At 63.1% G+C, this 12,853-nt stretch carries 13 protein-coding genes; 8 read left to right on the plus strand and 5 right to left on the minus strand.

Annotated elements, in window-relative coordinates:
• Window positions 1-22 precede the first annotated feature (22 nt).
• From GN330_RS02935 to GN330_RS02955, 5 genes are all read left to right on the plus strand, one after another.
• Window positions 23-820: an ABC transporter permease subunit gene (locus tag GN330_RS02935; RefSeq protein ID WP_197435004.1), complete on the plus strand. Its 798-nt coding sequence runs from the start codon at window positions 23-25 to the stop codon at window positions 818-820.
• The gene (locus GN330_RS02940) at window positions 817-1,953 is read left to right on the plus strand and encodes an amidohydrolase family protein (RefSeq protein WP_156711171.1); all 1,137 of its coding nucleotides are present in this window, start codon (window positions 817-819) and stop codon (window positions 1,951-1,953) included. Before GN330_RS02935 ends, GN330_RS02940 begins: the two co-directional genes overlap by 4 nt.
• Window positions 1,950-2,942 carry an ABC transporter ATP-binding protein gene (locus GN330_RS02945; protein WP_156711172.1) on the plus strand — a complete coding sequence of 331 codons (993 nt, stop codon included), beginning with the start codon at window positions 1,950-1,952 and terminating at the stop codon, window positions 2,940-2,942. Before GN330_RS02940 ends, GN330_RS02945 begins: the two co-directional genes overlap by 4 nt.
• Window positions 2,939-3,904 (plus strand): ABC transporter ATP-binding protein, encoded by a 966-nt coding sequence (locus GN330_RS02950; protein ID WP_156711173.1) that lies wholly within the window; start codon window positions 2,939-2,941, stop codon window positions 3,902-3,904. The genes GN330_RS02945 and GN330_RS02950 overlap by 4 nt, the downstream gene beginning before the upstream one ends.
• 69 nt (window positions 3,905-3,973) lie before the next feature.
• Window positions 3,974-4,471, plus strand: coding sequence for a RidA family protein (locus GN330_RS02955; protein WP_156711174.1), 498 nt, complete (start codon window positions 3,974-3,976; stop codon window positions 4,469-4,471).
• Between the two features lies 1 nt (window position 4,472).
• On the opposite strand, the gene GN330_RS02960 is transcribed toward GN330_RS02955, so the two are convergent.
• Window positions 4,473-5,576, minus strand: a complete 1,104-nt coding sequence (locus GN330_RS02960; protein ID WP_156711175.1) for an FAD-dependent oxidoreductase — start codon at window positions 5,574-5,576, stop codon at window positions 4,473-4,475.
• Between the two features lie 533 nt (window positions 5,577-6,109).
• Here GN330_RS02960 and speB point away from each other — a divergent pair.
• The 3 genes from speB (at window position 6,110) to GN330_RS02975 (ending at window position 9,315) form a co-directional block, all read left to right on the plus strand.
• Window positions 6,110-7,072 carry an agmatinase gene (gene speB, locus GN330_RS02965; RefSeq protein ID WP_197435005.1) on the plus strand — a complete coding sequence of 321 codons (963 nt, stop codon included), beginning with the start codon at window positions 6,110-6,112 and terminating at the stop codon, window positions 7,070-7,072.
• A 73-nt stretch (window positions 7,073-7,145) separates the two neighbouring features.
• Window positions 7,146-7,934, plus strand: coding sequence for a carbon-nitrogen hydrolase family protein (locus tag GN330_RS02970; RefSeq protein WP_156711177.1), 789 nt, complete (start codon window positions 7,146-7,148; stop codon window positions 7,932-7,934).
• Between the two features lie 301 nt (window positions 7,935-8,235).
• Window positions 8,236-9,315, plus strand: coding sequence for a helix-turn-helix domain-containing protein (locus tag GN330_RS02975; RefSeq protein WP_246188477.1), 1,080 nt, complete (start codon window positions 8,236-8,238; stop codon window positions 9,313-9,315).
• 129 nt (window positions 9,316-9,444) lie between these two features.
• On the opposite strand, the gene GN330_RS02980 is transcribed toward GN330_RS02975, so the two are convergent.
• From GN330_RS02980 to GN330_RS02995, 4 genes are read right to left on the minus strand one after another with little or no spacing between them, the layout of a single operon-like run.
• Window positions 9,445-10,479, minus strand: a complete 1,035-nt coding sequence (locus tag GN330_RS02980; RefSeq protein WP_156711178.1) for an NAD(P)-dependent oxidoreductase — start codon at window positions 10,477-10,479, stop codon at window positions 9,445-9,447.
• A 27-nt stretch (window positions 10,480-10,506) separates the two neighbouring features.
• Window positions 10,507-11,421: an NAD(P)-dependent oxidoreductase gene (locus GN330_RS02985; protein WP_156711179.1), complete on the minus strand. Its 915-nt coding sequence runs from the start codon at window positions 11,419-11,421 to the stop codon at window positions 10,507-10,509.
• Entirely contained in the window at window positions 11,418-12,152 is a 735-nt protein-coding gene (locus GN330_RS02990; RefSeq protein WP_197435006.1) for an ABC transporter ATP-binding protein, read from the minus strand. Before GN330_RS02990 ends, GN330_RS02985 begins: the two co-directional genes overlap by 4 nt.
• On the minus strand, window positions 12,130-12,846 hold the full coding sequence (locus GN330_RS02995; protein WP_156711181.1) for an ABC transporter ATP-binding protein: 717 nt from the start codon (window positions 12,844-12,846) through the stop codon (window positions 12,130-12,132). Before GN330_RS02995 ends, GN330_RS02990 begins: the two co-directional genes overlap by 23 nt.
• Window positions 12,847-12,853: the final 7 nt, after the last annotated feature.

Here is a 12,853-nt window from a genome sequence, read left to right on the forward strand (position 1 = left end):
GCGGCGGCGACGAGGCGTCAACGTGTTCCTTTGGCTGGGCGCGAGTCTGCTGGCACTCTTCGCGCTGCTGGCACTTTTCGGCGAGGCCGTGGCGCCGCACGATCCCAATGCTCAGGATCTGTTCTCGATGCTCGAGCCACCCTCGGCGGCCCACCTTCTCGGCACGGACAATGTCGGCCGCGACATCCTTTCGCGCATTATCGTCGGCACGCGCTTTACGCTGTCGATCGCGCTCGCTTCGGTGTTTTTCGCCGGCATTGGCGGGGTCGCGCTGGGCGCCATTGCCGGCTATTTCGGCGGCGTGACCGACCGCGTGGTCACCGGGATCATCGACCTCCTGCTGACCGTGCCCAACATCGTGCTGGCGATCGCGATCGCCTCGGTCGCCGGCTCCAGCGCAACCGGCCTCACCATCGCCATCACCGCGAGCTTCATCCCGCCGCTGGCACGGCTCGTCCGGGGCCGGGTGATCGAACTCGCCGAGGAGGATTTCGTCGCCGCCGCAATCACCGTGGGCATGAGCCATACGCGCATCCTCCTGCGCCACATCCTGCCCAACGCGGCGACTGTCATCATCATCGAGCTCAGCCTCAATGCGGGCCAGGCGGTGCTGATCGGCTCGGCGCTGGGTTTCCTCGGGCTCGGCGTGCAGCCGCCCGCGCCCGAATGGGGAACCATGCTCGGCGCCAGCCGGGAATATCTGACCATGGCGCCGCACCTCGTGATCGCGCCCGGCATCGCCATCTCCCTCCTCGTTCTCGCCTTCAACGCCTTCGGCGATGGTTTGCGCGACGTCTTCGATCCAGGTTCCAGCTCATGACGGTCTCCACAATGGATTTCGGCATCATCGATAGCCACGCCCATATCTTCCCGCCGGCCGCCGGCGCCGCCGGTTTTCCGGACGTGGAAACGCACCGGCTGCACCAGCAGCGCGCCATGCACATGCATGGAAACCAACCCTACCGCCGAACCCGCGACGGTTCCGTCGCCACCGAGCGCATGCTGTGGGATCCGGCCAACCCGTCACCTGCGGGCCGACACGACTGCGCCTTCCGGGCAGGGCGGTTCGGCCGCTTCGAATGGACGAGCGGAGGCGAGGATTTTTACGTTCAGTTCCTGCCACCGTGGATGGACGATCTGTCGATGAGCGCCGAAAAACTTCTGGCGTTCATGGACAATGCCGGGGTCGCGACCGCGATTCTCCAAAACGACCATATTTACGGCAATCTGGCCGAGGACTTTGCCGCCGCGGCAGGCGCCCATCCCGGCCGCTTTGTCGGTCTTGCCCAGGTCGAGGAGGCCTTCGCCTATACCGACGAGGAACTGCAGCGCCTTGCCGACGAGATCGGTCGGCTGAAGATGGCAGGCGTCTATTTCACCACAACGGGGCTGTTTCGCAGCGGCTACCGGCCGATGCACTCCGACGCCGTCTACGACCCCTTCTGGCGCTTCATCGAGCAGAGCGGCCTGCCGGTGTTCTGGGTCCAGTCGGCAAACTCGCCGGTTGGCACCTATGACGACGAGATGCGCCATCTGGAACGCATCGTCGAGCGCTTTCCCGGCATTCGCCATGTTCTGGTTCACGGCGTGCCGACATCGCTTTATGCCGACGACCAGGATCGTCTCACGCTTCCCGCCGTGATCGACACACTGCTTTCCCAGGCGCCGGTTTCCGCCGAAATTCTCTACCCGATCGCCTGGGGCGGGCGGCAGGACTATCCCTACCCGCGCGCGCACCTTCATATCCGCCAATTGGTCGAGCGCTTCGGCGCGGAGCGCTTCCTGTGGGGCTCCGACGCGCCCAATGTCGACCGCTACTGCACCTATGCGCAGTCGCTGACCTACTTCACCCGTTACGCCGACTATCTTTCGGACAGGGATCGACGCGCCATCCTGCGCGACAACGCGGTCGCGCTCATCCCGGCGCTCGCCGGGCGGGACGGCACCGGATGACGCCGCTTCTCTCGATCCAGGACCTGACCGTGGAACTGTCTGCCCGGGACCGCATATTCGATGCCGTAAGCGATCTGTCCTTCACCGTCGCGCGCGGCGAAGTGCTTGCGCTGGTGGGAGAATCCGGCTCGGGCAAGAGCATGACCGCCCTTGCGATCATGCGGCTTTTGCCCGAACCGGTCGCGCGGATCAGCAAGGGCCGCATCCTGTTCGACGAACTCGACCTTGCCGCGGCGAGCGAGGCCAGCCTGCGCTCGATAAGGGGAAATCGCATCGGCCTGATCTTCCAGGAACCGATGACATCGCTCAATCCGTCGATGCGCGTCGGCCCGCAGGTCGCCGAGGCCCTGCGCCTGCACAAGGGGCTCGACGCCGCCGCCGCCAGACGGCGCGTGGAAGAGATCTTCGAACAGGTGCGCATACCCGATCCGAAGCGGCGCTTCGACGACTACCCGCATCAAATGTCGGGCGGCATGCGCCAACGCGTGGTGATCGCGCTCGCACTGGCCTGCGATCCGGATGTGCTGATCGCCGACGAGCCGACCACGGCGCTGGACGTGACCACCCAGGCCCAGATTCTGGAAACGTTCCGCGACCTGCAGGCCGCCGTCGGCGCCGCGACCATTCTGATCACCCACGATCTGGCCGTCGTCGCCGAAACGGCCGACCGGGTGGCTGTCATGTATGCCGGCAGGATTGTCGAGGAGACGACGACCGAAAAATTGTTCGCCGAACCCCAGCACCCCTACACGCACGGCCTGCTCGGTTCGATCCCGCATGTCGCCGAAGCCGGCAGCGCCACCGAACGCGACCGCCTTACCGAAATTCCAGGCACCGTGCCCGCGCTGTGGGCCCTGCCCAAGGGCTGCGCCTTTGCGCCGCGCTGCCCGCGAGCCCGCCAGCGATGCGAAAGCGAGCGGCCGGAGCTGGCCGACATGGCGCCCAAACACCGCGCGGCATGCTGGTATCCGATGGGAGGCGCGGGATGACGAACCTGCTTGAAGTATGCAACCTCGCCAAGCGCTTCACCATTGCCGGCGGGCTCGCTGGCAAGACGCGTACCGTTCACGCCGTCGACGACGTCACCTTTTCCATAGCGCCGGGCGAGACGCTCGGCCTGGTCGGCGAATCGGGCTGCGGCAAGTCGACCGTCGGCAAGATGATCGTCAGGCTGCTCGAGCCGAGCGACGGGAAAATCCTGCTGGAAGGCACCGACATCACCCACATTTCCCATCGTCGAATGCGCCCGCTGCGCCGGCGCGTGCAGATGATCTTCCAGGATCCGAACGGTTCGCTCGATCCACGACAGCGCGCGCAAGACATCGTCGCGGAGCCGCTGCTGGTCAACGGGATGCGCGGCGCCGCGCGGCGGCGGGAGCGGGTCGCCGACCTGTTCGAGAAGGTCGGATTGCGGCCGGACCAGATGCGCAATGTGCCGTCGAAATTCTCCGGCGGACAGCGCCAGCGGCTGGCGATCGCACGCGCGCTGGCGCTCAATCCCGCTCTGATCGTCGCCGACGAACCCGTCTCCGCCCTGGACGTGTCGATCCAGGCGCAAGTGGTCAATCTGATGTCGGACATCCAGCGCGAATTCGGCCTCGCCTATCTGTTCGTCGCGCACGACCTCGGGGTCGTGCAGCACATCAGCGACCGGGTCGCGGTGATGTATCTGGGCCGCATCGTCGAAATCGGCGATACCGCGCGCGTCTATCACCAGCCCAGCCACCCCTATACACGCACGCTGATGGACGCCGTGCCCAGGCCCGATCCGTCGCGCCGTCACCGCGCCCTCAAGGTGCCGCGCGGCGAGGTGCCCAGTCCGCTCGACCCACCCTCCGGCTGCGCGTTTCATCCGCGCTGTCCGATCGCGACCGACGTCTGCCACCGCGAGCGGCCGCTTCTGCGCCGCGTCGCATCCGGCGCCGAGGCCGCGTGCCACCATGCTGATTGATCAACCCTCGCGCCGACGACGCAGACACGGCCGCCGGGCCTTGGAGTTCCCCGACTTATGGAGTTTTCAATGAACCTCGCATGTTCCGACCCGGCGGCCGGTCGCTCCCCCGAGGAGCGGCTTGCGCGGATGGGGATCGTTCTGCCGCCGCCGCCGCCGCCGATCGCCAATTTCCTGACGCATGTGCGCGAGGGCGAGCTTCTGTTCCTGTCCGGCCAGGGGCCGCGCGAGGCCGACGGGAGCCTGCATACCGGCAAAGTGGGCGCCGATGTTTCGGTCGAACAGGCCTACGCGCATGCACGGCTGACCGGCATCAATCTGCTGTCGGTGATACGCGCCGCGCTCGGGGAGCTTCACCGCGTCAAGCGCGTGGTCAAGCTCCTGGGCATGGTGAACGCGACGCCGGATTTTGCCCGCCATCCCGACGTCATCAACGGGTGTTCCGACCTGCTTGTCACGACGTTCGGCGAAAAAGGCCAGCATGCGCGATCAGCAGTCGGATTGGGTTCGCTGCCGGGAAACATTACTGTCGAGATCGAATTGGTGGTCGCGGTCGAGCGGCCTTGAATCAGACATCCCGTCGCTCCACAAATCGATTGTACCGATCGAAAAGCGGATTTCGATGGCCGCTTGTCAACTCGTTCTGGTCGTCAAAGTCGAACAGAGAGCGGGAATACTGCACGATTGGCGCGACCAGCGGGATGCGCACCTGCTCATAGACCTGCAGCGCCGCTTCGACATCGTCGTATGAATCAAGCGCGGTCCCAAGCGCCTGGATGTCCTCGAGCGCCTGATTGGCGCCCTGCGCCATTCCGGGAAGCATCGGATGCGCGGCATCCCCCGCCAATGTGACGCGCCCTTTGGACCAGTGCGGCAGGGGTCGCACGAAGTCCTGGAGCTCGCTGCGGATGATCGAGGAGCGCTCCGTTGCGTCAATCAGACCGGGAACCGGGCTGCCCTTCCAACCATTGAAATGCGCCACGACCGCTTCGGTATCCTGGGTGATGCCGTCCGCGGCGGCGAACCAGTAAGCGCGCCCGTTTCCGATTGGAAGATAACCGAAATGACCGTCCTGTCCCCACACTTCGGCTTCCGACAACGGGTCGACATCGACGTCCGCGAGATCGAAAAGCCCCCGCCACCGCACGAACCCATCCGAACTGAATGTGTGCTGGCCGAAGATGGAGGTGCGCACGACGGAGTTGATCCCATCGGCACCGACCAGAAGATCTCCTTCGGCGATTTCGCCGTTGGCAAACCGGCAGACGACGGTATCGCCCTGTTCGACACCGGTGACTTGCCAGCCGAGACGAAGACGATCGGGGCCGAGCGCGTCAACGAGTATCTTGCTCAAATCCCTTCTGTAGACACCAGACAATGACGCCCCGTAGCGCTCGTTCCAGTCTCTCAGATCGTCAACGGCGATGACTTCTCCGCTTGACGAGAACGTTCGATAATAATCCAGGCTGGACGCAATTTCCGCGTACCGGCGACCCAGACCCAGTGCCGTCAGGACTCGCACCCCGTTTGGCCACAGATTCAGGCCCGCGCCCGCTGTGCGCAATTCGCTGTCCCTCTCGAAGACCGTGACGTCCCACCCCATCCGGGAGAGGCATATCCCCGCGGACAGTCCGCTGATACCGGCTCCGCACACGAGCGCGCGCTTTGTCATGAAATGAGTTCTCCCAATCGTTTCGCGTTGGCGACACCTATAGAATGCCGAGGACCAGACCGCGAAGCCGCATATTTCAGGCCGCCTACACCGTCCGCGTTTTCGCCCGCCGGGCGCGTTTGCCGGCGACGCCACCGTCGGCTCCTCCCAAACAGCCCGGATCGCTATGCAATTCGGCTACGCGTGGACATTCTGGCGAGTTCGATTTTTGGGGCAATGATGACCGTCGTCATCCCGGCGCTCGAAGGGTAGCCCGCGACGCGGTTCGGCATCTCGAACATAAGCCCGGTTTCCGTTCCGGGGCCGGGTCGACGTCGCGGCCGAAAAGCGTTGCAACTCAAACCGCAAGCAAGGCCGGTGCTCTCTTGTTGGCTTCGTTCGCCCACGCCGGATTTCGAACACCACGCGATGTCACCGCGGTTTGCCGCTGGCGCTGGTGACGCGAGCCACCATTGCCAGCCTGTCCGAAATCGCAAAGGCTCGGTTCGGCCCGAGTGGTCGAGCAAGGCAGCAAGACGATGAAGGAGACCCCTATGTCCGAGGCCAAGATCGAAGACGCGAACGCGTTTGCAGGTTTGCTGCATGCCGGCTCCGGCGGAACCTTCATGCGTCTGCCGAGCGTGCGGGCGGATGCGGAAACGGTGAGGCAACAGGGGATCACGGCCGCGTTCATCGGGTTTCCCTGGGATGCTATGTGCATCAGCCGTACCGGAACCAACTATGGCCCGCGCGCGCTTCGCGAAGCGAGCGACCAATTCGGCTTTTACAATGCCAATCTCGATCTGAACCTCGCCGATCACTACAAATTCGCCGATTGCGGCGACGTGGCCGTAATCCCAGGCGCGGCGGTTAGGACCATGGAACGAGCCGAGCGGATGATCCTCGAAGTTCTGAATGGCGGCGCGATGCCAGTGACGTTCGGCGGCGACCATTCCATAACCATCGCCTGCGCGCGCGCCTTCAAGAAGCGCTACGCCAACCCCGGCCTGATCCTGATCGACAGCCATTTCGATACGGCCGTCGATGTCGGAGGCGAGGAACTCAATCACGCATGTCCCATCGCCCGCGCCGTCGACGCCGGTTTCGACCCTGCGAAGATCGTAATTATCGGCACCAACGGGTGGCTCAACCCGAAGGCGGAATTCGACTATGCGAGGCAAAAAGGAATTTCGCTGATGCCTCTCGAAATGGTGCTGGACAAAGGTCCGCTGGCTGTCGCGAAAGAGGCTCGTGCGATAGCGGGCGCGGGGACGGACAGCGTGTATCTGACGTTCGACATTGACGCCATCGACGGCGCCTATGCGCCCGGCACCGGCGTTCCCGCCGCGGGAGGGCTTACCTCCCGCGAGGCGATCGCGCTGGTGTCGGAATTGAGCAGAGGCGGGCTTGGCGGCATGGATATCGTCGAGGTGTCCCCGCCCTACGACCACGACGGTATCACCAGCCGGCTCGCGGTCAGGATCGTTTTGGAAGCCCTGGCGGGCACCGTCTCGTAGCGGCCAGGTCAACAAGGCGTACGACGTCTCAGCCGGGGCGTCATGCGCGAGCGCTGCAGCAAAGGGCCGCACCATGCTCGCATTGCATCAGGGGTTGCCGACCGCCGGATCAAAGCCAGCGAATATTACCACGATCGAGCGCGCCGCGCGCGCCGCGGCCGCGGCCGGCGCCGGGATGATTACGTTTCCGGAGCTTTTCCTGACCGGCTACAATATTGGTCGGGCAGCGCTTCACGACCTCGCTGAAGCCGTAGATGGCCCGTCTGTCTCGGCCATCTGCGAGATAGCGCGGACGAACCGGATTGGAATCGTATTCGGAATGGCCGAACGCACCGGCAAGCAGGTCTTCAATACCGCCGTGGCTATCGATGATTCCGGAAAGCCAGCCGGATCCTACCGGAAAATCCACCTGTTCGGCGCGGAGGAACAACGGACCTTCGATGCCGGCGGCGACGTCCGCGTGGTGGCAATGTGCGGATGGCGTGTGGGACTCGCCATCTGCTACGATATCGAGTTTCCCGAAATGGCCAGGGCGCTCGTCAAGACAGGCGCCGATCTGATATGCGTGCCCACAGCCAACATGTTGCCATTCACCGAGGTTCCCACGACACTGGTGCGTGCACGCGCACTCGAAAACGGCACGAGCATCATCTACGCCAACCTGTCGGGTAGCGAGCGAGATCTCGTCTATACGGGCATGAGTTGCATTGTCGGACCGGAAGGGCACGACCTGGCCCGAGCCGGAGCATGCGGAACTGCTCTCCTGTGCTGCTCGATGCCGCGCTCTGACGTTGGCGAGGCCCCGCCACCGAGCACCCAGCTCGCCGACCTTCGAGAGGATGTTCTGCACGCACGCAGCTAGAACGCGTTTGCGAGAAGTCGCGCGCAGTTTCACAAAACGCATGTCACGACGGGAGGAGAAGTCATGCTGGTGATACGACGAAACGTTGACATGGCGCGTGTGCGCCACCGTGACGTCCCCGACAGAGACGTCAGCGGCACGGCGGCTTGACCGCCTCGGCCCGAGAAAACCGCCCGGATGCGACCGCGTCGGTTTCTGGAATCTATCAGGCGCGCAAACGGTTCGTTTTATCCGCTTATGTTGCTCAAGAGCCATTCCAAGGGCAAACACCGCCTGAGCGAATTCAGGAACCAGGCCGATAATGAAAAGCCAGACGAAAAGCGCCCTTCGGTCCAGCAATCTGACGGACAAACCCGATTTTCTCACCGAGCTCGCACACGTGATCGCCGCGGTGGGAACGGACGGTTTCTACAACAAGGCATCGCTCCTGCTGAGCAATGTCCTGCGCTGCGGCAAGCGACTGGTCATGCGCTATTCGGCTTTCGACAGGCCGGCTTTCATCGTCAACGAGGCTTTGACCGAGGAAGGCGTCGCCTATTACCTGGCCGGCCTCTATCGGGTCGATCCGCTCCACAAGCTGGCACGAACCAACAGTGAGCCGACGGTAGTCAGTTTGCGGGCGCTCACAACCGAGATCGACGAGAGCTACCTTGCCGAGCTGGTAAAAATGTCGATTTTCGATGAGCTCGCGCTTATACTGCCGGCCTATGGCGGCGTCACCATCGCGTTTTGCTGCGAGCGGCACCGGGTCCGCTTCGAACCGCGCGACTTTGAGATCGCCAACGCCTTGCTTCCGACTCTGGAGGCGCTGCACAAACTTCACATGGATCGCCTGTTCATTGAAGCCAGGACAGTCAATCGCAAGACAATCGACGAAAGTTTCAACAACCCCCTCCTGGTGCTCGACCGGCGTGGCGAAATTGCCTACGCCAACGAGGCGTGGTCGCTAACCCCCAATTCGGCCGAGATACTCCCTCAAATTGCCGAGCAGATCGCCACCGCCGGCCCGGCCTTCCTCCAGCTCGATAACCAGCAGGTCGTGCATTGGGATCGGTTGCCTGACGATTTTTCCTTGGCGCCCGGCGGCCAACTCATCGTCGTTGAGCGACGATCGCCGGGGCCTCTCCCCATATCGGGAGAAGCCGTTCTGGATACGTTTTGCAACCAGCAGGATCTGACCCCGCGCGAAGCCGAGATCGTTCGACTGTCGTTCGTTGGATTACCGAACGCGGCAATCGCCAAACAGCTCGGCGTTTCGGTCGGCACCGTCAAGAACCATCGCTGGCGGCTGTATTACAAGCTGGATATCACCAGCGAAAGAGAACTCTTCCACCTGTTTCTCTCCACCCTGCTTTCCCTGGAGAACTCACCCGTCGGTTAGGTCATCATCGTCCAAGCAAAAATACCCGCGCTCGAAAGACCGGGTGCAAAAGGGAGCGCCCACGACGCGGCCTCGCCAACACCGCGGCCCGATCCGGAACCAGGCTGCCCAATCTGTTGCGACGGTCGGTCAGGCCAATTGCTGTGCGACCGTTTGGCCGAGAAGAATTCTCTCGATCCCGTCCACCAGCGAGTCCGCCATCGCCGTGCGCGCCTCCAGCGTTGCGCTGCCGATATGAGGCAAGGCCACCACGCTGGGTATCGTCAGATATCGCGCGTCCAATGCAGGCTCGTTCTGAAAAACATCCAAACCGGCGCCGGCGACCTCGCCCGCCAACAGGGCCGCGATGAGCGCATCGTCGTCGACCAACTCTCCCCGAGAGACATTCAACACAACAGCTCCCGGCTTCAGCCAGGAGATGCGCTCGGCGTTTAGATAGTTGCGTGTCATCGCAGTGCAGGCGGCCGACAAAAGCAGCACGTCGCAACCTGCGAGGAACTCCTTGTCGTCGGCAACGAACCGCGCACCCCCTTCGATATCCCGGGGAAGCGGGGTTCGGTTCTTATAGGCGATGTTCATGCCGAACGCCTGGGCCCGCGTTGAAACCTCGCGGCCGATATTTCCCATTCCATAAATGCCCAGAACCTGGCCGCGCAATTCCCTGCCGAGAAGCAAGGTGGGCGACCAGCCCGACCACCCGCCGCTTCGCACCAGGTCGACACCTTCCAGGAGGCGGCGCGTCGTCGCCAGCAAGAGCGCGATAGTCAGGTCGGCAACGGAGTCGGCCAGTACGTTGCAGGGTTTGACGACGGCCACGCCGCGCTCGCGCGCGGCCTCGATGTCCACATGGTCATGGCCGGCCGAATAGAGCGCGATGATCTGCACACTGTCCGGTAGCGCCTGAAAAAACTGCCTGTCCAGCCGATACTTGACGGTGGTGACAACCGCTCGGACACCCTTGGCGGCCTCAAGCACACCGCCGAGCGTCTGTTCCTGTGTTGGCAGGATGCTCAGGTTCGGAAACATATTTTGGAACGCGCGAATGGCTTCCACCGGAAGTTCCTCCGCGAGAAGCACCGGAAAGGCGTCCATTCTCGAGGACACGAGCGCCTCGTCGAGCATCCTCACGCGCGCCATGGGCTCGCTGCGTTCTAGATCGGTCATTGAATCGGCACCTGTGCGCTTCAGCGATCACACGCTCGGGGTCGCGCTGGGGCTCACGCGGATTTCTTCGCCCAACAACTTCTCCAACCCTCGAACCACGGCGGTGCTATCCTGACCTCCGAACCCGAAAGAACGGCTGAGCTGGAAAACTTCCGTCGCGGCATTGGCGATGTTGAGGGGGAGACTGGTCATCTCGCGACCCAGCTTCACCGCCTGGCTCATGTCCTTATAGGCAATGTCCAACCTCGCCTCGGGCTCGAACTGGCCGGCGAAAACCTTGGGCACCATCCACTGGATGATGGGGCTGTTGGAGTGCGAATTGGTGAGCATGTGGAAGAAGGTCGGCGCGTCGAGCTTCAACGCCTGTGCCAACGCGAGCCCTTCGGCCACCGCCGCCACTTCGATGAAGCCGATCATGTTTTGAACCAGCTTGGCCGCGTGGCCGGCTCCAATATCGCCAAAATGGTAGAGGTTGCTGGAAAACGCCGAAAGGAGAGGCCGTATCTCATCGAAGGCTCCGACATCTCCGCCCCCCATGATCGACAGGGTCGCGTCGCGGGCACCATCGACACCGCCTGTAACGGGCGCGTCGATCAGGCGTCCGCCAGACCGCGCGAAGCGCTCGGCCAACCGTCTTGTGTCGGCCGGATAGCAAGTACCCATATCAACGGCGAGGTAATCCGGGCCCATCCCCGCAGCAACGCCGTTCTCGCCGAACAGCACCTTCTCGACCTCGCGCGATGTCGGCAGGATCATAAGCGCGAGATCGCTCGAAGCCGCCGCCGCTGCCACCGATTCAACCTCGACGGCCCCCTGCTCGACGAGACGTTCTATAGGCTCGCGGTTTCGGTGCGCCACGACGAATACTTCGTGACCGGCACTCAGCAGATGTCCGGCCATTGGTTCGCCCATCAGGCCAGCGCCCAGGAATGCGACTTTCATAGTGTACCTGCCTTTCCTTCGGGCTCGTCAAGAACGTTGACGCCCATGTACCGATCGATCACTTTGGCTGAAATTACGTCTTCCGCCGTACCCTGCCATTTGATGACGCCCTTCTCGACAATGTGAATGGCGTGGCCGATTTCGAGGATCAGCCCGACATTCTGCTCGACAATGACGACGGCGACCCCCTCTGTGGCCAGACGTCGCAAAATCGCGCCGACCTGCGTCACCAGCCTCGGCATCAGCCCTTCCGTGGGCTCATCCATCAAAAGCAATCGGCAGCGCATGGACAGGCTTCTCGCGATCCCGACCAATTGCTGCTGACCGCCGCTCAAGGTCCCGGCGGGCTGTTCCAGCTTCGGTTCGATTTCCGGCAGCACGTCCAATATTTCGCTCAGCGGCCGCGGGTTTGGCACCGTCCTGGCGGCCACCTGAATGTTCTCCAGAACCGATAGGCGCGCGAAGACCCTGACGTCCTGCGGCATGTAGGCGACGCCGAGCCGAGCGATCGCATCGGCCGACATGCCGGATGTCGACTTGCCCAGAATGGCGATCTCGCCGTCGACCCTCGGCCCCAAACGCATCAACGATTTGAGGAAAGTGGTCTTTCCTGCGCCATTGCGCCCCAGAATGGCTGTCACGGCGCCCGCCTCGGCGCGAAGGTTCAGACCTTGCAGCACCTGCGCCTTGCCGTAATACGCCTTAAGGTTAGTGACCTGCAGCGCTTCCAAGATACAATTCCTTAACGAGAGGATCGCGAAGAACCGCTTCCGGCGACCCGGAAGCGGCGACGGCTCCGGCCGCAAGCACAGTGACCCTGTCGCTGGTTTGTGTCACAACGCTCATGTCGTGCTCGATGATGATGACGCCGACTTTGCCGCGCAGGCGGTCGCATATCAGCCGGATCATCGTGTCGGTTTCAGCGACGCTCATGCCCGCCGTGGGTTCGTCGAGCAGCAATACTTTCGGCTTGGTGGCCATGGCCATCGCCATTTCCAGGATCCGCTGATCACCGTGCGAAAGCGTGTCGACCGGTCGCGGCGCGCTCCCCGCCAATCCCATTTCTTCGAGCAATTCGGCGCGCTCATGACCGAGCGTGTCGCCACCCCTGACTGCCAGTTGCATATGTTCGGCGACCGTCATGCCGCCGAACAGGCTGGTGATCTGAAACGTCCGCGACAAGCCGAGCCGTGTTCGCCGCTGGGGGGAAAACGCCGTGATATCGGCCCCCTCCAGCAGGACCCGCCCTCTGCTCGGACCGAAGACGCCGCTCACTATGTTGACGAACGTCGTCTTCCCGGCACCGTTCGGTCCGATGATCGCCAAGACCTCTCCGTGGCGAACTCCCAGGGAAACATCGTTCAGAGCCTGGAAGGCGCCAAACATCTTGCTGACCCCCTCCACTCTGAAGACCTCGTTGTCCATCGGCTGC

Source organism: Nitratireductor arenosus, assembly GCF_009742725.1.
Taxonomy (GTDB): domain Bacteria; phylum Pseudomonadota; class Alphaproteobacteria; order Rhizobiales; family Rhizobiaceae; genus Mangrovimarina; species Mangrovimarina arenosa.